Annotated in this window: 28 protein-coding genes; 7 read left to right on the forward strand and 21 right to left on the reverse strand. The window is 46.5% G+C overall.

Annotation, left to right across the window (positions count from 1 at the left end):
* Positions 1–337 precede the first annotated feature (337 nt).
* From BM101_RS12300 to BM101_RS12330, 7 genes are all read right to left on the reverse strand, one after another.
* Positions 338–994, reverse strand: a complete 657-nt coding sequence (locus BM101_RS12300) for an amino acid ABC transporter permease (protein WP_087033752.1) — start codon at positions 992–994, stop codon at positions 338–340.
* A gap of 14 nt (positions 995–1,008) precedes the next feature.
* Positions 1,009–1,656 carry an amino acid ABC transporter permease gene (locus BM101_RS12305; protein ID WP_087033753.1) on the reverse strand — a complete coding sequence of 216 codons (648 nt, stop codon included), beginning with the start codon at positions 1,654–1,656 and terminating at the stop codon, positions 1,009–1,011.
* A 13-nt stretch (positions 1,657–1,669) separates the two neighbouring features.
* Positions 1,670–2,467 carry a transporter substrate-binding domain-containing protein gene (locus BM101_RS12310; protein ID WP_087033754.1) on the reverse strand — a complete coding sequence of 266 codons (798 nt, stop codon included), beginning with the start codon at positions 2,465–2,467 and terminating at the stop codon, positions 1,670–1,672.
* Positions 2,468–2,495: 28 nt separating this feature from the next.
* Positions 2,496–3,224 carry an amino acid ABC transporter ATP-binding protein gene (locus BM101_RS12315; RefSeq protein WP_087033755.1) on the reverse strand — a complete coding sequence of 243 codons (729 nt, stop codon included), beginning with the start codon at positions 3,222–3,224 and terminating at the stop codon, positions 2,496–2,498.
* 526 nt (positions 3,225–3,750) lie between these two features.
* Positions 3,751–4,503 (reverse strand): esterase family protein, encoded by a 753-nt coding sequence (locus BM101_RS12320; RefSeq protein WP_087033756.1) that lies wholly within the window; start codon positions 4,501–4,503, stop codon positions 3,751–3,753.
* Positions 4,504–4,519: 16 nt separating this feature from the next.
* The gene (locus tag BM101_RS12325) at positions 4,520–5,683 is read right to left on the reverse strand and encodes an ATP-grasp domain-containing protein (RefSeq protein ID WP_087033757.1); all 1,164 of its coding nucleotides are present in this window, start codon (positions 5,681–5,683) and stop codon (positions 4,520–4,522) included.
* Between the two features lie 451 nt (positions 5,684–6,134).
* Complete coding sequence (locus BM101_RS12330; protein WP_087033758.1) at positions 6,135–7,784, reverse strand: peptide ABC transporter substrate-binding protein; 1,650 nt, start codon at positions 7,782–7,784, stop codon at positions 6,135–6,137.
* Positions 7,785–8,180: 396 nt separating this feature from the next.
* On the opposite strand from BM101_RS12330, the gene BM101_RS12335 reads away from it, so the two are divergent.
* Positions 8,181–8,594, forward strand: a complete 414-nt coding sequence (locus BM101_RS12335) for an OsmC family protein (RefSeq protein WP_177194512.1) — start codon at positions 8,181–8,183, stop codon at positions 8,592–8,594.
* 1,007 nt (positions 8,595–9,601) lie between these two features.
* On the opposite strand, the gene BM101_RS12345 is transcribed toward BM101_RS12335, so the two are convergent.
* The 7 genes from BM101_RS12345 to BM101_RS12375 form a co-directional block, all read right to left on the reverse strand.
* The gene (locus BM101_RS12345) at positions 9,602–10,570 is read right to left on the reverse strand and encodes a transketolase family protein (RefSeq protein ID WP_409373503.1); all 969 of its coding nucleotides are present in this window, start codon (positions 10,568–10,570) and stop codon (positions 9,602–9,604) included.
* A 2-nt stretch (positions 10,571–10,572) separates the two neighbouring features.
* Positions 10,573–11,409 carry a transketolase gene (locus BM101_RS12350; RefSeq protein WP_087033761.1) on the reverse strand — a complete coding sequence of 279 codons (837 nt, stop codon included), beginning with the start codon at positions 11,407–11,409 and terminating at the stop codon, positions 10,573–10,575.
* 17 nt (positions 11,410–11,426) lie between these two features.
* Complete coding sequence (locus BM101_RS12355) at positions 11,427–12,788, reverse strand: PTS ascorbate transporter subunit IIC (RefSeq protein WP_087033762.1); 1,362 nt, start codon at positions 12,786–12,788, stop codon at positions 11,427–11,429.
* A 29-nt stretch (positions 12,789–12,817) separates the two neighbouring features.
* Entirely contained in the window at positions 12,818–13,105 is a 288-nt protein-coding gene (locus BM101_RS12360) for a PTS sugar transporter subunit IIB (protein WP_087033763.1), read from the reverse strand.
* A complete protein-coding gene (locus BM101_RS12365) occupies positions 13,098–15,161 on the reverse strand; it encodes a BglG family transcription antiterminator (protein WP_087033764.1) in 2,064 nt (687 codons plus the stop codon). Before BM101_RS12365 ends, BM101_RS12360 begins: the two co-directional genes overlap by 8 nt.
* Positions 15,162–15,680: 519 nt before the next feature.
* Positions 15,681–16,376 carry a CBS domain-containing protein gene (locus BM101_RS12370; protein ID WP_087033765.1) on the reverse strand — a complete coding sequence of 232 codons (696 nt, stop codon included), beginning with the start codon at positions 16,374–16,376 and terminating at the stop codon, positions 15,681–15,683.
* Positions 16,377–16,628: 252 nt separating this feature from the next.
* Positions 16,629–16,955: a hypothetical protein gene (locus BM101_RS12375; protein ID WP_087033766.1), complete on the reverse strand. Its 327-nt coding sequence runs from the start codon at positions 16,953–16,955 to the stop codon at positions 16,629–16,631.
* A gap of 343 nt (positions 16,956–17,298) precedes the next feature.
* On the opposite strand from BM101_RS12375, the gene BM101_RS12380 reads away from it, so the two are divergent.
* Entirely contained in the window at positions 17,299–18,102 is an 804-nt protein-coding gene (locus BM101_RS12380) for a Cof-type HAD-IIB family hydrolase (protein ID WP_087033767.1), read from the forward strand.
* Between the two features lie 98 nt (positions 18,103–18,200).
* Here the strand turns inward: BM101_RS12380 and BM101_RS12385 are convergent, their stop codons facing one another.
* Entirely contained in the window at positions 18,201–18,536 is a 336-nt protein-coding gene (locus BM101_RS12385) for a hypothetical protein (protein ID WP_143084472.1), read from the reverse strand.
* A 333-nt stretch (positions 18,537–18,869) separates the two neighbouring features.
* Between BM101_RS12385 and BM101_RS12390 the strand changes: the two genes are divergently transcribed.
* From BM101_RS12390 to BM101_RS12405, 4 genes are all read left to right on the forward strand, one after another.
* On the forward strand, positions 18,870–19,514 hold the full coding sequence (locus BM101_RS12390; protein ID WP_087033769.1) for an NAD(P)H-binding protein: 645 nt from the start codon (positions 18,870–18,872) through the stop codon (positions 19,512–19,514).
* Positions 19,515–19,701: 187 nt separating this feature from the next.
* Positions 19,702–20,289 carry a TMEM175 family protein gene (locus BM101_RS12395; RefSeq protein WP_087033770.1) on the forward strand — a complete coding sequence of 196 codons (588 nt, stop codon included), beginning with the start codon at positions 19,702–19,704 and terminating at the stop codon, positions 20,287–20,289.
* Between the two features lie 138 nt (positions 20,290–20,427).
* The gene (locus BM101_RS12400) at positions 20,428–20,703 is read left to right on the forward strand and encodes a hypothetical protein (protein WP_087033771.1); all 276 of its coding nucleotides are present in this window, start codon (positions 20,428–20,430) and stop codon (positions 20,701–20,703) included.
* Positions 20,704–21,060: 357 nt separating this feature from the next.
* On the forward strand, positions 21,061–21,429 hold the full coding sequence (locus BM101_RS12405) for a VOC family protein (RefSeq protein WP_087033772.1): 369 nt from the start codon (positions 21,061–21,063) through the stop codon (positions 21,427–21,429).
* 161 nt (positions 21,430–21,590) lie between these two features.
* On the opposite strand, the gene BM101_RS12410 is transcribed toward BM101_RS12405, so the two are convergent.
* The 6 genes from BM101_RS12410 to BM101_RS12435 are packed head-to-tail and all read right to left on the reverse strand — an operon-like array spanning position 21,591 to position 25,874.
* Entirely contained in the window at positions 21,591–22,211 is a 621-nt protein-coding gene (locus BM101_RS12410; RefSeq protein WP_087033773.1) for an ABC transporter permease, read from the reverse strand.
* A complete protein-coding gene (locus BM101_RS12415; RefSeq protein ID WP_087033774.1) occupies positions 22,208–22,978 on the reverse strand; it encodes an ABC transporter ATP-binding protein in 771 nt (256 codons plus the stop codon). The genes BM101_RS12410 and BM101_RS12415 overlap by 4 nt, the downstream gene beginning before the upstream one ends.
* An 11-nt stretch (positions 22,979–22,989) precedes the next feature.
* Positions 22,990–23,901 (reverse strand): glycine betaine ABC transporter substrate-binding protein, encoded by a 912-nt coding sequence (locus BM101_RS12420; protein WP_087033775.1) that lies wholly within the window; start codon positions 23,899–23,901, stop codon positions 22,990–22,992.
* Between the two features lie 23 nt (positions 23,902–23,924).
* A complete protein-coding gene (locus tag BM101_RS12425) occupies positions 23,925–24,551 on the reverse strand; it encodes an ABC transporter permease (protein ID WP_087033776.1) in 627 nt (208 codons plus the stop codon).
* A 44-nt stretch (positions 24,552–24,595) separates the two neighbouring features.
* On the reverse strand, positions 24,596–25,552 hold the full coding sequence (locus tag BM101_RS12430) for a zinc-binding dehydrogenase (RefSeq protein WP_087033777.1): 957 nt from the start codon (positions 25,550–25,552) through the stop codon (positions 24,596–24,598).
* A 16-nt stretch (positions 25,553–25,568) separates the two neighbouring features.
* Complete coding sequence (locus BM101_RS12435) at positions 25,569–25,874, reverse strand: winged helix-turn-helix transcriptional regulator (protein WP_087033778.1); 306 nt, start codon at positions 25,872–25,874, stop codon at positions 25,569–25,571.
* A gap of 227 nt (positions 25,875–26,101) precedes the next feature.
* On the opposite strand from BM101_RS12435, the gene BM101_RS12440 reads away from it, so the two are divergent.
* A partial coding sequence (locus BM101_RS12440) for a helix-turn-helix domain-containing protein (RefSeq protein ID WP_177194514.1) occupies positions 26,102–26,325 on the forward strand: 224 nt, incomplete at its 3' end.

The raw sequence follows: 26,325 nt of genomic DNA on the forward strand, positions 1-26,325 counted from the left end.
ACCGGGATCTGAACGCAAGCATCAATATCAAGAATGAAGCCTTAAGGCTTCTAACCGCAGGAATCTGTGGGGATAGCCTACTCAATTAACCGGGGAATACTTCGGTGTTCGTAGGAATCCCCCACCTCTAGGCGAATGCGTAGGTGGGGGTAGTTCAAACTTATCTGCAAACAGCTATTAACCCCTTTCCTAATAGCCAGTGAATCCTTTTAGTGATTTATCGAGAGTGCCGAAAGGACTCCTCTTTCTTTCCATTCCACAATCATCCCAGTATACAGAAAAGAAGAGTGCATTTCCTCCCTTTTGATAGAGGTAGTGCACTCTTCCTTTGCATTCATCATTTCAGGTATGCCACTTCATAGCGTTTGGAATAGCTAGACAAGGTATGGCAAACAACCCAGTACAGGATTCCCATAACCACATACATCGGTAATACATAGGCGGAATTCATGGAATAAATGATTTTGGAACGATACGTGATCTCAGAAAATGAGATGATGGTGGTCAATGACGTATCTTTGATCAAGGATACAAATTGAGACACCAGCGACGGTACCATCGCACGAAACCCTTGCGGAATGACGATATGGTACAACGTTTCAAAATAGGTCAAGCCGGTTGACAGTCCGGCCTCCACTTGCCCGCGATGGACGGATTTCAAACCCGCGCGAATGATTTCTGCAATCATGCATGATTCAAAAAGAGTGAACGCAATTAATGCTGCTCCAAAAGTGCTGAAGCGGAAACCCATTTGCGGGAACCCGAAATAGGCCACGACAATGATCAATAAGAGCGGAATGCTTCGGATGACATCCATCAGAAAACCTAAAATTTTAGAAAGAAAGGGGATTTTCACAAAGCGGATGATCCCCAGTACAGAACCAACAGCAAAACTGAGCGCAATGGCCAACACAGAGAGCAACACCGTGTTCCCGACACCTTTCAATAAATATGTAATATTTCCGCCTGATAAGGCACCTACTATATCGAACATGAACTTTCTCCCCCCTATGCGACTTCCATTTTTCTTTCAACATATGCCATTACATAATTCAACGGCAAGGTGATGACCAAGTAGAACAAGCTGATGACCAGATACGTTCCCATCATATTGAACGTTTCACTGGAAACGAGATCGCCGGCATACATCAAGTCCGCACCCGCTACAAAGCCTAATACGGAAGAATTTTTCACCAATGTGATGAACTGATTGCCCAACGGTGGGATGACGATCTTAAAGGCCTGCGGCAACACAATATTAACCATTGTTTCCCAGTAGTTCAGGCCCGTCGCCAATCCGGCTTCCATCTGCCCAGCCGGAACGGCCTGAATACCCGTTCTGACGACATCGGCAATGAACGCTGTCGAATAAATCGTCAACCCGATTGTCCCTGCCGCCATACCGTTCATTTTAACGCCTAAGACCAAGGGAATGGCGATGTAGAAAAACATCGTTATCACCAATAATGGGATATTTTTAAAACATTCCACATACAAATTCCCAATTTTATTCAAAGCTTTGTTTTTCGATACTTGAAAAACAGCTAACAGTGTACCAAAGATTAAACTTAATAACATCGCAACCAAACTAGCAATCAACGTTGTGCGGAAAGCTAGCGAAAAGGTATCAAAATACTCTACTAAAATAGTAAACACTCACGTCACTCCCCTATTCAAACTCACCAAACCATTTGTCATCGATAGCCGCAATCGTGCCATCTGCTTTCAACTTCGCAATCGCATTATTTAAGGCAGCCAAGAATGCATCATCATCTTCATTGATGGCTATGCCGTATGGCTCATTCGTCAATCTTCCGCCAGCCATGTGGAAGCCCGGTGTCTGTGACATCATCCCCATCAAGATAACGTTATCCGATGTGTAGGCATCGGCCTGCCCTGCAACCAACGTCGTAAAGGCTTCTGATTCGGTATCATATTCGCGTGTTTGCGCTTGTGGAGCCAACGTTTTCATGTTGAGCATCATCGTCGTTCCCTTTGCTCCGGCTACGACCGACTCAGCGGTTAAATCTGCAACACCGTTAATAGCGCTACCATCCGGCACAATGAACGCCTGCCCGCCGATATAGTAGGGATCAGTGAAATCAATTACTTTTTCGCGTTCTTCAGTGATGGTCATGGTACTGATGACGGCATCGGCGATGTTATTTTTTACAAACGCGACCCGGTTTTGGCTTGAAACTTCGACAAATTCAGCATTGTCAGCCGATCCGGTCAGCTCCTTCGTAATCGCGCGCGCAACATCGGCATCATGGCCTTCCACTTCGCCTGTGTTTACATTCAATTGACCGATTAAGGGAGTCGTTACAACGGTTGCCCAGACGATCTTTTTATCGCCATGTGCAATGCGATCCATGACGCTTTCTTCCGATACTTTTGTACAGCCACTCAGCAGCAGGAAAGCGGATAATGCAGACAGCAGCACAATTTTTTTATTCACTTTCTTCATTACGTTTGCACCTTACTTTCACCTGAAATTAATGGTTAATGATTTTGCTGAGGAATTGTTTTGCACGTTCGTCTTTAGGGTCCTCAAAGAACTCTTCGCTTGGTCGATCTTCTACAATTTCCCCGTCAGCCATAAAGATGGTACGGTCGGAAACTTCGCGGGCAAATCCCATTTCGTGTGTCACGACGATCATGGTCATCCCTTCTTTGGCCAATTTTTTCATGACGTCCAATACATCGCCGATTGTTTCTGGATCCAAGGCGCTGGTAGGTTCATCAAACAGCAGGACGGAAGGGTTCAAGGCCAAGCCACGGGCAATCGCAATCCGCTGTTGCTGTCCACCGGATAATTTAGCCGGATAAGCATCTTTTTTATCTAACATGTTTACTTTTTCCAAGAGTTCTTCAGCTGTTTTTCTGGCTTGCTCCGGAGACTGTTTCAATGCTTTAACAGGTGCAAGCATAATATTTTCCAATACGGTTTTATGCGGATATAAATTAAAGTGCTGGAAAACCATCCCTACATTTTTACGGATAGCCGTGATATCCGTTTTTTTGTCGTGAACATTTTTGCCCTGAACGAGCAATTCGCCTTCTGTAATTTCCTCCAAAGCGTTGATGCAACGGATCAATGTACTTTTCCCTGATCCGGACGGTCCAAGAATAACCGTTACTTCCCCTTGGTTAAACGTAACATTAATATTTTTTAACGCTTGGAAATTCCCGTAATATTTATTGACATTTTTAAACTCAATCATAGATGACACTCTCCTGATCACTATTTGTTCCTAAATGAAAAAGGGTTACAAGTGCTGATTTTATCTGTTCTGTCTTAGCAAAACGCTGCCAAAAAAAGTGAAGCGTTACCATCCGCTACCTTTTCTCAATGCTTGGTCCAACAAAACCAGAAACCGGCCTTTCTTTTCTTGAAAAACAGGTTATCCAGGACCGTAACAGGCCCAAAAAATCCGACTCCCTCCAATTACACGAACATTATAGCACAAAGATATCTTCAAAATTAGCATAAATCACATTTTTTTAAATAAAAATAGCGAAAACGACCATTGACTTCCACTGATTATCCGAACATTAACAATTTAAACGTTTTCTCTCGTTATCACCACTTAAGCAAGGCTGAATGAAACGGGAAGGGATGCGTCCCAAAAAATAAAGTCCGGTAGCCGAGTCAGTCATTCAGATCCGCGCACCGGACTCGCTTCCGTAAAAAACCGGATGCAAAAAATCCCGTCTTCCCAGATCAACGTCTGGAAAGACGGGATGTTCTTATTTCAGCTTGTCTTGTTCCATTAATTTCCCCAGGAAGTACGGCATTTGGACGCGCCACCACTCCCAGTCGTGATGGACATCAGGTCCCCAGAAATCGATCCAGGCCGGGATGTTCTTGAAGCGCAGAACCTCCTCGATTTTGTGTGTATCGCGGATGCTGACCTCTTCCCAGTTGCCCTGGCCGACGGCGACGATGATGTTGCCGGAACGGTACTTATCGAGGAACCAGCCGTCGTTTTGGTTCCACAAATAATCGATCGGCGAATTTTCGTAAACGTTCCGGTCATGGTAGTCCCCGAAGAAGTAGCGCACGTCATACAGCCCGCTCAAGGCAATGACGGTGTCGAAGACATCCGGATGGCGGAAATAGAAATTCAGGCTGTGGTAGGCACCCATGCTGCAGCCGGTCACCATCAGCGGTCCGTGGTAATTGGTCTGGTATTTGATGTGCGGCACCAGTTCCTGGAGGATGTATTGTTCATAGCGGTCATGCATGTTTGCCCGATCATAAGGACTCTTCCATTCGCATAGCCAGGATTCTTTATCCACGCTGTCGGGTGTGTAGAATTGCACCAACCCCTGTTCGATGAACCAGCTGCAGGCTGCGATCATGCCGAAATCGGCATATTCATTCTGGCTTCCGCCGGATGAAGGGAAGACGATGATCGGTTTGCCCGCGTGCCCGTAGCGATTGAAATGCATTTCGCGGTCCAAGTGGCTGCTCCATTGTGATGAATGTTCTGCGTGCATCTTTTTTCCCCCTGTCTTAGTTCGTTATGGAAATCATACGGATGATGTCCATCAGTTCCTCATATTCGGCTGCACGGACGACATAGCCGAAGTCGCCCATTACAGCGGCGAAGATGCCCGGCATCTCTTCAAACAACACGACATTGTTGCCGTAGCGTTCCATCACATCTTCATGGCTGAAGAGGTACGGATGGACTCCCTTACGGCTGACGTAGCAGCAGTAGTAAGGACGTCTCATAGTGACATTGAAATGTCCATTTCCGACCAAATTGCCGTACGCCGCATACAAGTCTACATCATTGGCCCAATTCCACATGTCCAACGTGTGCCCGCCAGGCGGACGCAGGTTCGCTTCCAGAGCTACCAGGCTGCCATCCGGCAAACGGAAAAATTCAAAATGGAAAAAACGCTCCTGCAGATGGAAGGCTTTGACGAGCTTTGCCCCCGCTTCGCGCAGGTCTTCCGGCATGTGCCGGTCCACATAGTAATACATATCCGCATTGTCCGCCACTATTTCCAGGACAGCTTTGTCATAGACGAGCGTTGCATCGAAAAGGATATTCCCTGACGCATCCGTCAGCCCGTCGTACGTGACGATCTGCCCGTCGATGAACTCCTCCAGAATGTAGGATTCGTTGGGATTCTTCACATGGTAGAAATGCTGCAGGTCCCATTCGGAATTTATTTTGTGCGTATCCGCCGCACCGACGCCCGAATCTGGTTTGATGCAGACCGGATAACCGTATTCGCGGCACAACCCCAAGGCATCCTCGTAGTCACCGATAACCCGCCCTCGCGCAACCTTCAGACCGATTTCCTGGAATTTTTCCTTCATGGACGATTTATGCTTCACATAGGCCATGTCTTCATTTTTGAAGCCGAAGACGTTGAAGTCGGTGCGCAGACGGGCATCGCTCTCCAGCCAATATTCGTTGTGGGATTCGATCCGGTCCATCTTGCCGTGCTTGTAGGTCAGATAGGCCACGGCACGGAGCATCTCGTCATAATTTTCCATATCGTTAACGCGATAATATTCCGTCAGACTATCGCGCAAGTCTTTTTCCAACAGGTCGTACGGTTCGCTGGCGATGCCGAAGACGTTCACGCCCGCTTGCTTCAAACCGGTGGCGAAGCGCTGGAAATTGTGCGGAAAGTGTGGGGAAATAAATACATAATTCATTGGTGCAACCTTCTTCCTATTTAAACATTAAATTGTAATGAGAATGTACCATTTAACCGGGTAATAAACAAGTATTATCCGCGATAATGAAAGGAAATTGCGGAAAAGTCCCCGTGCTTTTCCGCAGTCATCGCCCTTCGTGACAGACTAGGTCCCCACATCACAAAATGCAAATTTCCGATAGTCCTTCCCTTGGGAGGGTCTCTCACGGTTCCGTAAATCTCTGTCGACTCCCACACTGCAAGAGCTGCTTGGGTGCTGTGCCAAATTCCCGAAATCTGCGCCCAATCCATAAAGGCTCGCCGAGCACGCGAGCGCTAAAAAAGCACGCTGTAGATCCGTTCGTTTTGCAGCGAATGATCGTACAGGGTGCTTTTTCTGACTATGGTTATTCTGCGTTTGCGTACTGATTCAAGTTCCGCCCACAAGCGTAACCCTGATCAGGGGGCTTCTACTCAGTGGCGACAGAAGCATAGCGGTAACTGATTGGTCCGGATACCGGCGTATAGATATCCTTCACATAGGCTTTTTGCAAGTATGCTTCAGATGATTGGTAAAGTGGGATGTGTACATAATGTTCCCCCAACGCGGCCTGTTCAATTTTCACCAACGTCGCCCAACGTGCGTTGACGTCATTGTATTCCATTTTCGATTGCGCAACAAGCGCATCAACATCTGCAAATGAGTAATGTCCGCGGTTTGTATCCGACGCGAAGCGTTCCACATAATTGATCGGATCCGCAAAGTCCGCTTCCCAATAAGCCGCTGCCAGTTGATAGTCGCCTGCTTTTACATTGGCGATCCGCGAACTTTCAGGCATCGCTTTGATTTCGATGGTCAATCCCGGCAAGTTTTCCTGCAGTTGGCTTTGCACAAATTCCGCCAACTTCTTGTGCTCTTCTGTATCCGAAATCGTTAGCGTCAACGTCACTGCCTTTTGGCCGATTTCAGCCAAGCCTTGTTGCCAAGCCTGTTGCGCCGTTGCAAGGTTATAGCTCACCAAATCACCGGCGTCTGCACGGAAGTCCGCGCCCGTTTCAGGATTCTTCGCCAAGCCGACCGGCACATAACCGGTGCTGACAATGGAACCATCCTGCAGAACATTTTCTGTGAATTGCGCGGTATCGATAGCCAAAGCCAGCGCTTTGCGGATGTTTTGGTTCGCCAATTCGGTTGTCGTTTCGTTCATTTCAATGTAATTGATCCGCGATTTCAGGCGTTCCGCATAATCGGCATCACTTTGGAATTCTTGGACAAAATTACCGCTGAGCGGCACCCGGTCCAACTCATCGGATTTGTAAAGATTCACGCCCGTTTCGGTATCCTTGATGACTTGGAAATCAACTTCATCCAGTTTTACATTCCCCTTATCCCAATAATCCTCATTTTTAACCAGTTTCCACGCACCACCCTTAGCGGCACTCCAGTCCGTCACTTCAAACGGTCCATTATAGAGAATCTTATCGGAAGCAATGCCGTATTCGTTCCCTTTTTCGGTCGCAAAGGTGCGGTTTTGCGGGAAGAAATAAGGCAGCGTCAACAGTTGCATAAAGTAAGGTGTCGGTTTTTCCAACGTCACTTCCAATGTCTTATCATCGATGGCTTTGACGCCTAATTCACTGACCGCTTTTTCGCCAGCATAAATTTCGGCAGCATTTTTGATTACCCCATCGACCATATAAGAATAGCCTGATCCTACAGCGGGATCGACAATCTTTTGCCAAGTGTAGACGTAATCGTCAGCCGTCACATCTTCTCCGTTGGACCATTTCGCGTCGGATCGAATTTTAAACGTATAAACCGTTTGGTCACTGCTGATTTCCGGCAAAGCCTCCGCCCCTGTCGCGATCAGCTTGCCGTCCAGATCATAGCCCACCAATCCTTCGAATACATTGTTTAGCGTATTGAAAGCAACCATTGTCGAAATATGCATGGAATCCAACGAGTCCATGTCCCCCGTTTCGGACAAATGTAAAACCTGTTTTGTCGCTTCCGAAGTATCGCCTGCACTTTCTGAAGCGTTTTTGCCACAGCCGCTCGCCAACAAAACAAAAGCGGCCAATGGAACCAACGTCCATAATCTATTTTGAAATCTTCTCATCCTTATCTGCCCCTCAATCGTTTTTCTCAGGTTTCAATCAAAATCTACCCTGTCTTTCCGTTCAGCCCTCATAAACACGAGAGCCAACGTTAGACATTTTTATAACCAGATGCCTTCCAGTCATCGCTGTCTTCGATTAACCTGCATTTATCAGACTACCATAGTTGCTCGCGCTTGAATAATAAGCATTTCCGAACGATATTGATAGTTTTTTCCGAACACCATGACCGGCCAATAGAGGCGGGGAACCCCCAGTGTTGAGGTACAAAACACGGAATGAGCCCATCTTATTCCGCGGCTTATGGCGCAGCACATTTGACCAACCCCGGAAACAGTTGCATTTTGGGTTTTACCTTTATATAGTAGAAGACAATAAAGTAAATGGAGGTTTTACAGATGAACGTTACTACCGATTGGGTGGATGGTCATGCCTTTGTATCAAAAGGTGATTCTAATTTTGAAATAACATTAAGTTCCAACGGCGATGGTTATGCCATTGCGCCGACACCGGCAGAAGCAATCCTATCTGCCCTTGCAAGCTGCACCGCCATTGATATGATCGTCATTTTGAAAAATTACTCGGACAAAATCACCCGTTTTTCCATTCAGACAGAAGGGACACGATTCGATGCCCCTCCAAAAGGATTCGAAAAAATCACTTTGACCTGTCACATTGACGGCGATATCGCCGCGCAAAAAGTCCTGTTTGCCCTTAAAAGCAGCCGCGAAAAGTATTGTATGGTAGCTGACTCCTTGAAAGCGGCTATCGACTATCGTGTCATTCTAAATGGAGAGTCGGTAACAGCATAACCTTTCTACATTGTTTATGGGATGCGTAGGAATCACAAAATTATTATCCAAAAAGAATAGCCAACAGGATCCGATTCACCGCCATGCAATAGAGTAGAAAATTGAAAGTAAAACAACGACTTCTTTGTGGGTCGTTGTTTTACTTTAAGGTTCCCTTCATCAAACCGTACGTGAAGTTTCCCCTCATACTGCTTGTCGACATTCTTCGTCATGCGCCTTACGGGCTGTACAGCCGACAAGTTTCCCCGTCTATACTTGGTCATTTCTCGCATTGCGCCAAGACGGCTCCTTTTGTTGTAGGGCAACTTTGCCGTTGGGAAAATGGAATCTTCAAACGTTTTTTCATTCTCCCAGTTACTCCTGTATCCTCAAACTGCTACAGTTCATCCCCGATCCTCCTCCACGATTGGTGGTTTATTTCGCATATCCGTCATCGTTTCACCTCTTCCCGTTTTTGTGAAATAAATAATTTGAACTGAAAACTCTTTCAAATTTATTACACTGTTTACATTTTGTTTTCATTGGTTTATTATAAATAAAAAGATAGAAGAGAGGAAGATGAATATGTACTCACTAATAGCATTAATAACATTCACCATATGCGCTGTTTCTTTTTTAAACTTAATCGCTTCAGAAATGGAAGCTTAATCAACCAACAGATGGAATAGTCAAGTACCCAAACTGCCAATCCGATTATCGGAACGCCATCAACTCGAACCTAGGGACATATGCCACGCATTTGAAAACGCTCGATATTTTTCATTAATTGCATGTCAATAATTTAATATATAAAAATGCCCGTTCCCCTTATCGAGAGCGGGTTTTTTATTGTCCTTTTGAGTATCCTTTTCATAATTCCTCCTTTTGCCGCATAAAAAATTCCCATCGTCATTCTAATCTTATTACGCATCAAAAGTATGTATCCAGCGAAAAGAAGAAATGATGATTTGCTAATTGAAAAAAGGTAATGAGCAACAGGAAATCCTGATGCTCATTACCTTTTTTCGCTATACGTTTACACTGATTTTGGCTTTCTGTTCAACCAATCGTTTGGCTTGGGCGACAATGTTTTCTGCCGTCAAGCCGTATTGTTCCTTCAAGTAGTCTGCCTGCCCTACTTGACCGAAGGCTTCGCGGACACCGACGCGGTATTGCAGAGTCGGTTTCAATTCGGCCAAGGTTTCCGCTACGACACTGCCGATCCCACCGATGACATTGTGGTTCTCGGCGGTGACGATGGCGCCTGTTTCGGCAGCCTTCAACAGGGCTGCTTCATTCACCGGTTTGACGCGGTACAGGTCGATGACCGTGGCCGAAATCCCCTCCGCCGCCAGGCGATCGGCGGCTTGCAACGCATCCGCAACCATGATTCCGGAGGCGACGATGCTGACATCGCTGCCTTCCCGCAACAGTTTGTAGCCATCTTCAAATGTTTCGCCTTCCTCATAGATTTCAATGGCATTTTTGCGGATCATCCGCACATAATTCAATCCATCGGTATGATATGTTTCTTCCAGGATAGCGCGCAAGCATTTATCATCACTGGCCTCATAGATGTGCGCATGGGGAATGGAGCGGAGCAAGGATAATTCTTCAAAAGGCATATGCGTTCCGCCGTTCGCTTCGGCGGTTACCCCCGCATCCGAGCCGATGATGGTCACGTTCGTTCCAGCATAGGCCACCGAGATGAAAATCTGGTCAAAGACACGTCTGCTGGCAAAAGGCCCGAAGGTATGGATGTACGGTTTGAATCCGGCCACCGACAGTCCCGCAGCACAACAAACCTCCTGGGCTTCCATGATGCCCACGTTTATATACCGGTCGCCAAGCTCATCCTTGATTTTGTCTGTTGACATCGAGCTCGATAAGTCCGCTTCCAACACAACGACACTTTCATCTTTCCGTGCTTTTTCAAGCAAGAATTTGCGGTATACCTCGCGCATTTCTGTTTTACCCATTTTTGCTTCAAATGTCATCCTTATCTCACTCCTATCTCAGTGCCGATTCTTTCCGTCACTACTTCGATTTCTTCTCTCATTTTTTCATCCAGACGGATATGGTGGTTGCTGTACATCTCTTCGATGCACGGAACACCCTGCCCTTTGACGGTATCCAAAATGATGGCGATCGGTTTCCTGGTCATTATTTTAGCCTCTTCAACGGCTTTATTGATTGCCTCAACCGAGCTGCCATCCACTTTCAGCGTATGGAACCCGAAGGCTGAAAATTTCGTTTCGAAATCAAAGGGGTTGCAAATTTCGGTTGTATAGCCATCCAATTGCTTCTTGTTGTCATCGATGAATACGATGAAATGGTCCAACTGTCTATGCGCCGCAAACTGGATTGCTTCCCAGCATTGCCCTTCGTTCAATTCCCCGTCCCCGACTATACAGTAGGTATAATTTTCACGCCCGGCGATTTTATTGCCATAAGCAATGCCCGTAGCCGAAGAAATTCCTTGCCCTAAAGAACCCGTGGTCATGTCCACACCCGGCGTCTTGTTTTTGTCGGGGTGCGAAGGCAAGCTGGTTCCGTTTTGATTCAGTGTATAAAGCCACTCTTCCGGAATGTACCCTTTCAGGAATAACGTTGCATATAAGGCTGGACCGGCATGCCCTTTCGATAGGACGAAAAAGTCGCGATCCAAGTCATCTTTCGTTTCCGGACTTGCCTGTAAGTGATTGCCGTATAGGACGGCGAGCGTCTCTACAATCGAGAGACTGCCGCCGTAATGACCATAACCCATAAAGTTCAATTCCTTTAATGTGTAGTAACGGATCTGGTCTGCAAAGTTTTTCATTTCGGTGCTATTCATCTATTCCATACCCTCCTTTAGTCTGCGGTTACTGTCTTTTTGCTTTTATCGAGCGCTGTCAATCCAAAAAGGATGGCAACAACAATACCGATTCCGATGATGATTGCTGTTTTTCCGCCCGTGTTGGCCAATACCCCTAAAATGATACCGGATGAAGCGAAATCTGCATCTGAGAATGTTGAACCAGCGAAACCTAATTGGCCTAATACCGGCATTAAGAATACTGGCAAGAAGCTGATCAACATACCTTGCAGGAATGACCCAGCAATGGCTCCTCTTAAACCGCCGGAAGAATTCCCGATGACACCGGCAGTCGCACCACAGAAGAAATGGGGAACAACACCGGGAAGGATGATGATACCACCCGTGAAGATCATGATGATCATGCTGACAAGACCGCCGACAAAACTTGAGAAGAAGCCGATCAATACGGCATTCGGTGCATAAGGATAAAGGATTGGACAGTCCAAGGCTGGTTTTGCGTTTGGCACTAATTTATCAGAGATACCTTTGAATGCTGGGACGATTTCATTCAGGATCAAACGAACCCCCGCAAGGATGACGAATACGCCGGCAGCGAATGATCCGGATTGTTGCAAAGCGAAGATAAGATAGTTTGTTCCACTGCTTAAGTTTTCTTGGATGTAAGTAGGGCCTGCGAACAAGGCGACCGTGGTGTAGATGACAGTCATTGTTATAGCGATGCTGACTGTGGAATCACGCAGGAAACCAAGGCTCTTAGGGAAGTTGATGTCTTCCGTAGATTTTTCTTTGTTCCCGACTAATTTTCCGACATACCCGCTCAATGCATAGCCAACGGCACCGAAGTGTCCCAAAGCGACCGAGTCATTGCCTGTTAAATCAACCATGAAGCGTTGCACCAACGCTGGCGATATGGACATGATGAGCCCTAACACCAAACCGCCCAGCAAAATAAGCGATACTGAAGTGAAGCCGGCTACGGACATGATTACGGCAACCATACACGCCATATACAAGGTATGGTGCCCGGTTAGGAAGATGTATTTGAACTTCGTGAAACGTGCAATCAAGATGTTGAAAATCATACCTGACAACATGATAAGGGCTGTACTTGTGCCATATTGATTTAATGCGACGGCTACGATTGCTTCATTGTTCGGGATAACCCCTTGCATATTGAAGGCTACTTTGAACATTTCCCCGAAAGGCGCCAACGCACCGACGATGACGCCGGCACCTGCCGTTACAACGAGGAACCCGACGAACGTCTTCACGCCGCCTTTGACAATATCAGCGGTTGATTTCTTTTGAAGCACGGAACCTAAAACGGCAATCAATGCCACTAAAATGGCAGGAGTGCTGGCAATGTCAATCAGGATCTTTAATATTCCATTCATAATCTCTACACCTCTTCTGTTTTTTTATTTTAGATCAAGCCTTTGTCTGTGCATGCTTGGGTAACTTTTTCGCGCAATTCCTTCATATCGATGATGCTCTTCAAGAAACGTACATCACCCAAATGCCCGGCAGAGTTTTCTAAATCCTGTCCCACAAACCAAACATCCGCGTCGCTTGGGCTGGCAGAACTCAAATCATAATGCTGCACCGTCACTTTGTCATTGACACCCATTTCCTTCAAGATCGTTTGAATATTCATTTCCACCATAAAACTCGAACCCAATCCTGAACCACATGCTGCTCCAAATCTAACCATAAATAATCTCCCCTTCGCTGAACATATTTATTATTTCTTCGCTCGTTGTTGCCGCTTTCAATTCTGCTAACTTTTCTTCGGAACTTAAGATACCCGTCAGTTCCGACAACGCTTTCAAATGCGTTTGATTATCGATTGCCGCTATGCAGATGATAGTATCGACTGCATGGGCAGCGTCATTCAATAAATGAACGGGCTCCTTCAGCCTCAACATGGCCATGCCGATTCGGTTTACGCCTTCTTCCGGTCTGGCATGCGGGATGGCTACCCCTTTCCCCAAGTCAATGAACGGTCCAAATTCTTTCACTTTATTGATCATTGCTGAAATGTATTCCCCTGATATGGAGTCATTTTTGAGCAACGGGTCTCCTGCAAAACGGATTGCCTCTTCCCAATCAGAACAATGATCGGCGAACTGAATGGTCTCGGCAACTAATAAGTCTTTCAACATAGGTTCATTTCTCCTTCCGTAGGCTTTCGTTGGATAAAGAGTCGTTCGCAACTCATTCCGCAAAGCCCCTTCGTTTTCTATTTTTGCGTGTTTCTTGATGACGTCGATCAGTCCATTCAAATCCGGCCCTAAGTAACTATCCACCGGAAAAACGGATAAAACCGTACGCACAAGATGCTTTTTCGATTCCGCATTCATCATCGGATTTACGATGAATACAGGCTTTGTTGACTCTACATAGACAGTTGAAAATACGAGGTCATATTCATTTGGGTCAAGCGCATAGAGGCTGTCCAGATTGTGCCCTTCTATCCACTTGATATTCCCGAACAGCTGCCTCAGTTCCGATAAAAGGATCAGGGAAGAACTGATTCCGCTCGGGCAGATGACCGCCGCACGATAATTATTTTTCCGATTGATCTGGCCTTCAATTTCCCCGCCGAAATGGATTGTAAAGTAAGCAATCTCATTATCGGATATGGGCCTTTCTGCATAATCCGCCAATGCTTGCAACGCCCGTTTAACCAATATGAATAGGCGTTGATGCTTTTCTTGGATAAGGTCCGCCAAAACATTGTCAAGTTCAATCCCAAAGACAATGCGGTAGTAGGCCGGCACAAGATGAAGGTATAGATTTTTAAAAAGCTCATCTTTCCTGTTGAAGCTGACGACAGAAATGCGTTCCATTTCGGAAATGATGTCCATTGTCAATTCTTTAAGGACTTCATCTTCGCTGCCTTCCCATTTGCCTTCGATAGTTCCCAGAAACAACATCACAATAAAGCGAATCTCATCTTGCGCACCGCATCTATCCTCGTCTTTGAAAAGATGGTGATAGACCTCTTCACCAAGGTCCCATAAAGGACTGTTATCCAAGATTTCTTGTTGTTTTTGCGTGAAAGCTAACTGCCCTTGGACACGCTGCACGCGAATGCGATTGTAAAGGATCAAATAAAGCGAGTCGCGTATTCTTTCCTCAACATATTGAATCTTACGCTCCGCAGAATAGTCATTGATGATGCGGATGATCGGTTCCAATTCGATGGTTTCTTGCCAATCTTCGACGATGTAGTTCAACGCCCAGTTGCCGGAAGCATGTTGCAGCAATCGGCTGATGCTGTGAAAAGCCATCAAACGTTTGTCGAATTCTTGTCCTTCCAAAAAATATCCTTTGGAACGTTGATATTCTAAGGTGAGGTGATACTCGGACAATTTACAGCGCAAGCGTTTGATATCCGATAACGTTGTGTTTTTGCTTACCTTCAATAAATCTTGGTAGTGAAAATTAGAGATGAACTCTTTTCGAATGAAGGTATAGAGGTAAATCATGTACACTCGCTCTTCTTCATCCAAATAGATCTGCGGTGAAGAAAAAGCGGTTTGAAGCTCGGCTTCCATGGCGATCAAGGTTTTGGGAACGGCGTATTTTTCAGCATCGAAGTAAACCGTCGGGAAATTATTTTTGGACAACAACTCATTCAAGGTAGCTAAGTCTTGAACGAGCAGGGTTGTCGGTTCGTTTAACTTCAAGCCCAGTTCCCAAAAGTACATCTGCGGCATGGCAATGATTTTTTTCAGGAGTATTAATAATCGATTATTGTACATGTAGGTCCTCCTTACATAAATGAGTATAGCTTGTAACCCTTTTCATTCATAGTTCATCTGAGCCCAATCGATTTCCGGGAATCGGAAAATGGCTGGGCTGAATCCAAAAAAGGTAGACAAGCCCCGCAAACCAGGCTCATCTACACAGACTTATTTACAGTTGCCTTCGGGTAACGGACGCAACTTTTTAGCCGAAACAAATGCGTAATCCACGCTAACGCTTTGCAGCATTATTTTGTGTATAAATTCACATGAAAAAAGGCCACCCGCCAACACCCTCTTACATACCCTGTCATCTTAGTTGGACAAAGACTTCGACGGAAGGTATCTGTGGGAAATGTTAACCGTGACCAGATTCCATTATATCAAACAACAGCCGAACCTTAAAGATGAAAATAGCCTCGCGGAAACAATGAACGACGAAGTGGAAAAATAAGTTTTTTCCCCAAAAGAAATAAGCCATCCCTTTTTTGCTGAGGATGCCTTATTTTTGTCCATTTCAGTTCCGGTCAGCCGCTTTCATTTGAACTGCTCCAATAGATCGACCCGTGTGATGATGCCGAGAATGGGTTCTTTATTGTTCCCGTTTTGCGTAACCAGCAGCGCCTCGATATTTTTATCTTTAAATTCGGCTTCTGCCTCGTATATCGTCGCCTCTCGCTTGATGAAGGCAAAATTATTCTTGTTTTCATCCAACGCTAAAATATCGCTGGCGGTCGCTTCACCCAATGAAACGGTGCCCTCCTCGGCATGTTGGGCAAGCCAATGGGTGATGCCGTTGTCCGTCAGCAAGCCGACGACTTCGTTGTTTTTGTTCTTGATGGGGAATTTGGTGTAGTCCTTGGTCCGGATGAGATCCAAAACAGCGGCCAAACGACTCGATTCCTCAAAGAATTTCACTTCATTCGTTTTGATGTCGAAGGCTGTAATGGGCCGCAGCAACTGACCATGCACTTCCTTGATCAGATCCAAAGACTCATCGGTGATGATCACCAAATCCTTCTGATTGCCATGGCTCAAGAAATTCCGCAGATCCCCCAGCACTTGAAAGGTATCTTTCTTTAATTTGACGTAACGGTCGTAGCGCGAAGCGTTCTCCACCAATTCATAGAAGCTGTAATACTGTTTGCCTCTGTCGGGTTTATACTTCTCGTTAAAAAATGTCTCGATGTCATTAAAATAGCCCATGAATGCTTCATTGTTATTTTCTTGCATAAAGCTCACCCCTTAAAAATAGGATTTTGATGCAGAAGGATATCGCACCGTCTCTCACTCAGCCAATCTCCTTAAACCTAGGCTTCCGCCCCTCTTTGGCCCGAACACGCTATTTCTCACTATCATTATATTTCCATTATCGCATTATCGAGCCATTATTTAAAGGCTATTCGCTAAATTTCTACAGCGCTTTCATTTGTTTTCTGGATGCGAAAGGGCCACCTCATTTCGAGGCAGCCCGCTCATTCCCTGCTATACTGTCAGGTTTTTTACCGCTAAAAACTTGCTGCATAACTTATCCAGCTCTTGTTCCAGTACTTCGCTCGTTTCATCCGAGTAACTTATATTTTTAATCGGCGTTTCTTCCATGTCCATCAAAAACTCCGGAATAATTTTTTCATCCTCAACACGAATGGTAATTTGCGGGTGATAGGTAGACGTGCCGCAGCATGCCGGTGCCAAATACGCCATTTCATAGCGATTGCTATCTTTTTCTCTGATCCTAAAGTACCCATCTCCAATAAACTCTTTTTCGGGCCCGAAGTGTTTCAGTATCAGGTCCAATTCTTTTTTATCCATTGAAAAAAGCCCCTCTCCATCATCATCCAAAATATAACATGATTGCCTTATCTTTCGGAATCCTGCCGCTTGCAACAACCTTTTTTGTCGTCAGCTGATGCTTTCCAACTGCTTCTGTCACCATCAATTATACCACGAACGAACCCATTTGCACATTCGTTCACAACTGTATTTCCGAGGGTCTTACCTCTAGTTTCAGGTACCTTTGTGTTAAAATGGATACCATCAACACGAAGGACGATTCCGTTTTTTACAGATTTCGCCTAACAGGCATGATTGACACATACAACTTGCGGGCAATTCGGCTACGGAATCTATTCCAATACCAAAAGGGGGCGTCAGAATGCCAATCAGACTGATTGCGGTAGATATGGATGGCACATTTTTGAACAGCCGCAAAAGCTATAACAAGGAACGTTTCGACAAATTGTATCAGCGCATGGTGGAGAAGGATATCCGGTTCGTCGTGGCAAGCGGCAATCAATATTACCAGCTGCGTTCCTTTTTCCCGGAAATACAGAATGACATTGCGTTCGTCGCAGAAAACGGCGCCTACGTAGTGGACAGAAACAAGGAGCTTTCCGTCGGGGAAATGTCTGCGGAAACCATCGAAAAGGTACTGAAGATTTTCCGGGACTTGAACGCCTATCCCCAGCTGGTCGTCTGCGGGAAAAACAGCGCCTATGTCGACCTTTCCGCATCCGATTATTTCTATGAAAAGACCCGCGAATATTATCACCGCTTAAAGAGAGTCGCTTCTTTTTCCGGCATCGAAGATACCATCTTTAAATTTACGGCGAACTTTCAGGAAGCCGAATTGCCGGAATTGTTGGAACACTTCCGGAAAGAAGTCGGCGATGTCGTATCCCCCGTTTCGAGCGGACACGGCTCCATTGATTTCATCATTCCCGGCCTGCACAAAGCGTCCGGTATCCAGCTGTTGCAGAAGGAATGGCACATTTCCGACGAGGAGACCGCCGCTTTCGGCGACAGCGGCAACGATATCGAGATGCTGCAGCATGTGGCCTACAGCTTTGCGATGGCAAACGCCGCCGAGCCAGTGAAACAGGCTGCCAAATACTTGACTGCTTCCAACAACGAAGACGGCGTGCTGGTTGCGATGGAACGCTTGCTGGAAATGGAATGATTCAAAAAATAAAAGCTGTCAACCGGTCGCTTCATACCGATCCGTTGCCAGCTTTTTGTTGCAATGAATGAAGGATGCGGCTCTCTTTTGCGAGCCACTTATTTCTTTTTCTGGATCCCCTTCTTGGGAGCGGCATTTTTGATCAGATTTTTCTTCAACCATTCGTAGTAGTACACGTTTGGCACAAACGCGAAATCCGTCAAAACATGGGAGATTGCCAGATAGATGTCATCTTCGCTGTACGGTCTGTAAGTGAAGTCCTCGATTGCTTCCACCATCTTTTCCAGATCGAAATCCCTTTTTCCGAAAACTTTTCTGCAGTCTTTGTTTGTCTTTTGCAACTCCTTGTAATAGCGTTTCGCGCTCAGCTCATCCCCCTGTTTTAAGGAAAGCAGAATAAGCGGCAACAGCATCTGGGGCGGAATCGTCATCAAAGCGCGTATGGAGCTCCTTTGCCTTCTCTAGTTGTTCCAATTGGTAATAGATAGCGGGCGCCCAGATTGTCCTGTTCGCTCAACCGCAGCAAAAAAGAACAGGACTCCTTAGGACTGAACGCAAGGACGCGTGCTTCTCCTCATCAGCAGGATTCCCCTCTCGGCAATCCTTCCTGACGATGCTCCAACTGTACGATTCTCAGTATTTGTGCTAATTTAGAGATAACTTACAGTAGTCACCCTAAAAAGATAAATGCACAATACCTTGCCATAAACTTTGATTCGTATGTATATTGTTCTGTCTCTAGTCATCCAATTTAGGGAGGTTTTTTAATGAAAATCGGAATTATTGGCGCAAACGGAAATGCCGGCCGCGCAATCTATTGGGAAGCGACGAAGCGTGGCCACGAGGTAACCGCCATCGTGCGAAATCACAAAAAAGCGGAAGACCTTTTTGGGTCTGAAGCGGCCATCCTCGCAAAAGATGCCTTCGATTTGGCGAAGGAGGACCTGGTTGCCTTCGATGCCATCGTCAACGCCTTTGCCACAGAGCCTGCCAAAGCCTACCGGCATGTCGATTTAGCAGCTAAACTGATTGCTCTTTTACGGGAATCCGATTCGCCTCGCCTCGTTTTCATCCTTGGTGCGGGCAGTCTGCTGACTGGCGAAGACAAGCATCTATTCGTTGATGACATCCGTGAGATACCTGGGCACGAAGAGTGGATCGGCATTCCCGAATACCAATGGAAGGAATTGCAGTTTCTTAGAGAAGTAAACAACGTCAACTGGGTCGGCGTCTCCCCTTCCGCCACCTTCGAACCGGGTGAAAACAAAGGCATCATCCTAGGCAAAGACGAATTGTTGCTTGCTTCCGATGGTGCGTCCCACACAACAACCGGCACCATGGCCGCTGCCATCCTGGATGAACTCGAGCATCCGATCCATCATCAAGAGCGCTTCACGGTCGGCGACAAATAATCCCACTCAACAAAAGAACATCTGATTTTAATGGAGTACCCCCTGACGCGTGCCTTACATCATGCGCCAGGGGGTACAGTCTTTTGTGTTGAAAGGAATTATCGCTTATAATGAAAGAAAAATAATGAGACCGGTCGTCGCGATTATAGCCGTTAGTCGTTCAACCACCCTAGAAAGGAATACCGCTATGAGCAAATCAAGACTCGAGGCTTTTACCGACGCCATCATCGCCATTCTCATGACGATCATGGTTCTGGGACTGTCCATTCCTGGAGGGGATACCTGGGCAGGATTATGGGCAATCCGAAATAAGATTTTCATTTATGTCATCAGCTACTTCTTTTTGGGCATTTACTGGAATAATCATCACCACATGTTTCAGGTCGCGGATAAGATCAACGGCAAAGTGATGTGGCTGAACACCCTGTTCCTGTTTTTCTTATCGCTCATCCCCTTTGCGACGGCATGGGTCGGCGAACATCTCTCCTCCTTCGCGCCGGAAATGTTCTACGGCACCATCGTCCTGCTGTGCGACCTCTCCTATGCGTTAGTTTCCAAACAGCTCATCAAGGTGAACGGCGCAAATTCAAAGATCGCAAAACTGTTATCCGACAAAAAGAAAACCGTCTATACATTGATCATCAATGTCCTGTCCCTGCTGTTGGGTTTCGTTAACCCCATATTCGTCATGATCGGCGTGTTGCTTATGTTGGGCTTATGGATTGTGCCTTATTCAGATGTCGAACGGGAATACATGAACTCGGGTTCCAAATAGGAGGCTCATTTCTGTGAACGGAGAAAAAAGGACATTTCCTTTACACTTTCTTCGCAAAGAAAATACCTAGCCTTAACATTTAAATGGTATCTTATAATTGTAGTCGTTTTATGTTTCTCAATAATGGAGGTCTCACGTATGGATATCAATACTAACCATTTAGACATCAACAAAGAAGGAAACAAAGTGACCTTGCGCTACCTGGATTCAAGTGATACCGCAAGGGAATATCTATTCCCGAACGAGCAGGATGCCGAATTATTTTGCCTTGAATGCCGAAATTTGATGGGATTTTTAGGGGACTCTCCTGATCGGAAACGAGCGATGTTACACGAAATATTGCTCTACAAATCCGTTCTCGATCAAACCCATCCCGTCGACTGGAAAGGCGCCGATTCATACTTTCCGTTTTGACCGTTTCCTGAAGATCGCCACGCAACAACGCCACTCCCTCGCTGAAGACCATCAGCCCAACACAGCTCCGCCTTTTTAGAAAAATGCATTTCTCCCAAGCTTGCAGATGGTGAGCGCCCAATCGATTCCACAACCGCAACTCAACCCGTCCCGAACAACAAATAGCCTGACATCTTGCTGAAAAAGAGAAGCTGGAACAACCTGGAGTGAAAAACTGGTTTGTTCCGGCTTTTATGCATTTCTAGTAAAAGGCTGTTCGCCCTATGCCTAGCGGTTCGTCTCGTTAGGCATCCTGTCCAAAAAATAATATAATGAATTCATATTCCAACCATCCATTAAAAAAGCGAGGGAAAGCCCATGACGACCGCAAATATCATGCTCTACGTAGACAAGGTTGAAGAAAATGCCGATTTTTGGAAAAAATACTTGGACTTCAAAGAAACGGAACGATTTGATTTCGGAGACTCCATCAGCATCGTTCTGGCCGTAAGTCCTACCTGCAATCTGCAGCTGTTCAACATCGATTTCATCAAGAAGAACTCCCCGGAAGTGGCAGCACATAAACCTTCTTTGTTGTTCGATGTCGCCAATTTCGACGAATTGCATGAGCATTTTACAAAGGATGACCATCCGGTCGGCGACATCATGATGGTCGGGGACGCGCGGACCTTCAATTTCCCGGATGTCGACGGGAATTACTATGCCGTCCGCGAGGCGAAAGAGTAGTTATCAAAAAATAGCCAACCTCCCATCTATTTTGGATGCGGAAAAGCCCGCCCTAGATCAGAACTGATTTCTGATCTAGGGCGGGCTCTTTAATGGTTTCACTATCCTCTATGGTTCTATCTGTTCCAGCGATTTTTCGGTGTAAGCAATATATTTCTTTCTCAGTTAATGATTTTTATCTTTCTCTCAGCGAGCAAAATCAGGGCGTTCGTGGCTAGCGCCAATCCTGTCGAAAGCACGCTCCCCCACAAAAGTTTGTCCATATTCATGGTCCGTAGTCCGTCAAAAAGGATCACGCCTATCCCGCCTGCGTTAATGGATGCCGCAATCGTCGCGATGCCGATGGTGGATGTGAAAGCCAGTCGGATGCCGCTCAAAAAGGACCGTTTCGCCAGAGGCAATTGGATTTTGTAAAGGATTTGCAAGGGTGTCATGCCCATCCCTCTGGCCGCTTCAACGATCGTCGGATCGACTTGGTTTATGCCAGAACTGAAGCTCCGCAGCAAAATATATTGGCAATAGATGGTGAGTCCGACGATGGCAGTCGTGCTTCCCAACCCCGTGAACGGGATGAGCACCGCAAAGAGAGCCAGGCTCGGGATCGCATACATGGTTGAAAAAAAATGAATGACCAGTTTGGCGATCAGCTTGGAATAGGCGGATAAAATGGTCAGGATGCTCGCCAGTACAATCGAAAGGAGCATCGTCAGCATAACGAGCGTGATATGTTCGCCTAAGGCATTCAGCAGCTTATCCGGATGGTCCAGAGCATATTGGATCATGCCCGCTCACCCCAAAACGACTCCTGCCCTCTCGCGGCGTCGATCAGCTCCTTGACGAACGCATTAGCTGGCATGTTCATTATATTCTTCGGTGTATCAAACTGACAAACGTTGCCCTCGTTCATGATGATGACCCTGTTTCCTAACTTAAACGCCTCATTGATGTCATGGGTCACAAATAGGAATGTTTTCTTCAAGCCTCCATGGATCTTCAACAGTTCATTCTGTAAATTCAGGCGCGTAATGGCATCCAGGGCGCCGAACGGCTCATCCAGCAACATAATTTTCGGGTTCACGGCAAGAGCCCTGGCCAGGCCGACCCGCTGTTGCTGTCCACCCGACAGCTGTTTGGGATGCCTGCTTTTGAACTCTTCCGGGTCCAGTCCGACCGTTGTAAGCAATTCGTCCACACGTGCAACAATGGCTTCCTTGCTCCAATTCAAAAGCTTGGGGACAGTCGCGATGTTTTCCGCGACTGTCATATGCGGAAACAGCCCGATATGCTGCACAACATACCCGATGCGGCGCCGTAATGCCACTGCATCCACCGTGGCAATATCTTCGTCAAACAACTCGATTTTCCCGCCGTCGCAGTCATATAGACGATTTACCATTTTGAGCAGGGTTGTTTTTCCGGATCCAGAAGAACCTAGGACGGTGATGAATTCCCCTTCGTTGATCGTCAACGTGACATTGTCGACTGCGGGATAGCTTGCATCCGCAAAGTGCTTGCTGACAGCTTGAAATTTTATGGCTGTTTTAGGCATCGCTTTCCCTCCTACTTTAATCCGTCATAAAATGCTTGCGCGACTTCTTCATATTCTTGTTTATCCACATCGACCTTCGCATTCAAGGCAATCATCGTTTCCGTATCAAGCTTAGCGCTGATGTCGTTCAAAATGGCGGCAATCGCTTCGTTTGATGCTAAAACATCATCCCGCACAACCGGCGCCAAATTATAAGGGGGCCAAAAATGTTTATCATCTTCCAATACCGTAAATTTATCCGTATTGACCAATTGCCCTTCCGTGGTATAGGCTGGCGTAACATCCGCCTCATCATTCAGCAGGACTTCATACTTCAAACTGTTGTCGTACACGGTTGAAGATTTCCAATTAAATTCCCCATAAACCTTCTCCAGACCCGGCAGGCCGTCTTCCCGCTCGTCAAATTCCCCCTGAGAGGCAAAACGTAATTCAGCAGCATGTTTTTGTAGATCCGAAAGTGTTTTGATCCCTAATTTTTCTGCTACTTCCGTACGGATCGCAATCCCTGCGCTGTCATTTGCTTGGGCATAATCCAGCCAAGTCAAGTTGTATTTTTCTTCATAATTTGATTTAACCGTTTTGTAGACTTCAGCCGGATCGGTGATCAGATCCATCTTCAAAATAGCCAGCAACCCGGTCCCCGTATATTCAGGGTATAGATCAATCTCATCATTCATGATGGCTGTGTGGATGACGGAACTCGCGATGTTAGGGACCCTTTCGACTTTGTATCCATGATCCTCCAAAGCCAATGCATAAATTTCCGCCACTATCAGATTTTCGGTGAAATCCTTTGAGCCGATCCGGATGACGGATCCATCCCCGTTTTTCCCTTCCGCGGCTGCGCCATTCCCGCAAGCCGCTACAATCGCCAGCGAAGCCAGCATCAATAAACCCATTAAAACATTTCTTTTCTTTTTCATTTTATCTCCTCCATCATTTCCCATTATGTGATCATCATTTTTTCTATTCGTTCAATGAATAAACTGGACAGCAACGATAGCACCGCTACGGATAATCCGCCGATGACCAATAAATCCGTCCGATTCAAACCAAGCCCCGTGAAAATAAGACTGCCCAATCCGCCAGCCCCTATTTTGGCCGCTAAAGTCGCACTGGCAATGATTTCGATCAATGCAATTTTGATACCGTTCAGTATGTAAGGCAGCGCCAGCGGAATCCTTACTTTCCTCAACAATTGCCTCTGGGTCATCCCAATCGCTATCCCCGTTTCAGCCACCCGCTCCGGTACTTCCTTGAACCCGAGGATGGTATGCAACAAAATGGATGGGATCCCTAAGATGACTAAAGCGATCAAAGCCGGTTTCGTCCCCGTACCGATGATCGGAATCAGCAGGAAGAGAATGGCCAGGCTTGGAATGATCCTCAGCATTTGAAAGAGACTGGACGCATATTTTTCAAAGCGAGGGTGGCGGTAACAAAAATAGCCGCATAAAATGCCGATAAGCGCTGCGATCAGCAAAGCTTGCAGACTGATCACGATGTGTTCTTTCAGATATTTAAAATAGACGTCCGAGCTGTTCTCAAAATATAGTTGGATATCCTTTACCATAGCACTCCTCCTTTCCCTCCCGATCGCGCAGGCTGCGCTGTGGGCTATTCATTCAAAACAATCACTTTCCCAAAGCTATCGGCGCTCTGCAGGTAATCATGCGCCTTCCCGACATCCGCCAATGCAAAGATCATTTCTGGAGTCGCATCCACTTTTTTGGCTTCAATCAATTTGATCACCTCGGCAAGCTTTTCTCCGGAAACTTCCCCCGAATGGAAGCTCGTCAAGTAACTGTTGTTCTTTATTTCCATGATCGGATCGAACTGTTGCAGCTCCCAGACACCGCCTAATAAGCCTGTTACGCAAATGATTCCGCCTTCGCGGATATGCGCAAAAGAATTTTTGATCGTTGCGGGACCGATCAGTTCAAGCACTTTATCGAAGGATTGATCGGTCTGCAGTATCCCTTCCCGGTCTTCGATCATCCCATCGAAACCGGCAGCCAGCAGCAACGCTCGTTTTTCCGAGGAACGGCTGCTGCCATATACCTGTACAGAGGGGAACAAGGCTTTGAGCAATTTGGCGAAGGCAACGCCTACGCCGCTTGTGGCTCCCCGAACCAAAACTGTATCTTTTTCTTCGATGCGCAAATTCTGCAAGGAGCCATATGCCGTATAATAGGTCTCCGGAATGGCGGCCAACAGCCGCCAAGGTAGGTCGCTCGCGATCGGATAGATTTGCTCATTCGGCAACAGACAATATTCCGCATAGCTGCCATCGAAAGCTCTCCCCATCTCACCCATGATGGAGACTACTTTCGCGCCTACGGGCAAACGTTGGGCATCGCTCGTCTCATGGACCACCCCCACACATTCAATCCCCAGTATTCTTGGGAACCGAACGGAAGGGGACTTCCCTTCGCGGGTAAAAATTTCCGAGCGATTGATGCCGAAGCCTTTTATTTTCACCAATGACCATCCCGGCCGGATGACCGGAGTAGGCACATCCATATACTCAAAATGAGCCGTTGAGCCAGGCTGTCTCAAAACAACTGCTTTCATTCCCTTTCCCCCTTCGTTAATGATGAAACAGCAAGTCTGCGGAGCGTCCGATGCCGGTCAGATAATATTTAGGTTCCCCACCCCAAAAGCTCACCGATGCGACGATGCCGTCTAGTTGGAGCTCCCACAGGCATTTAGCCAACTGCTCCGTTTGGCATTCGTGGATCAGATACCTTAGTTCCCAAAAGGCGGACTCCCTCGTCAACAGCACACTGATGATCGCCAACTTCCACTTGTTCCCCAGCAAACCCCAAAAAACCAACAATGGATCCCGCTCCTCTTCCATAGATATGCCCTCATCTTCCTTATCTATGTCCATCATAGCCGGTCGTTGCCCCCATAAGAAGTAGGCACTTTTTTATCTTCAATCCGACAGAAGACTCCCGCCTCAAGGAATGATAGGGGCATAGCTCAATGAATAGGCGGGAGATGAATGTCGGTAGGCGTCAGCCTATTTGTTTGTCGAAAAATCCTTGAACTTCCTACGCCTTCACATTTGGTGACGAACGCACGTTCGTGTATAATGTATAGTAGAAGGAGGTAAGCAGCATGATCATCAACAAAGCATACAAGTTCCGACTCTACCCCACGAAGGAGCAACAGATCTTGATTGGGAAGACCATTGGCTGCTCCCGTTTCGTGTTCAACTATTTTCTGTCCGAATGGAACCAATGTTATGAGGATACAGGCAAAGGGCTAAGTTATGGCGCCTGTTCAGCCAGCCTGACTGCGCTTAAAAAGGAAACAGACACGCTGTGGCTGCAGGAAGTGGA

It is taken from the genome of Trichococcus palustris (assembly GCF_900114465.1).
GTDB lineage: Bacteria > Bacillota > Bacilli > Lactobacillales > Aerococcaceae > Trichococcus > Trichococcus palustris.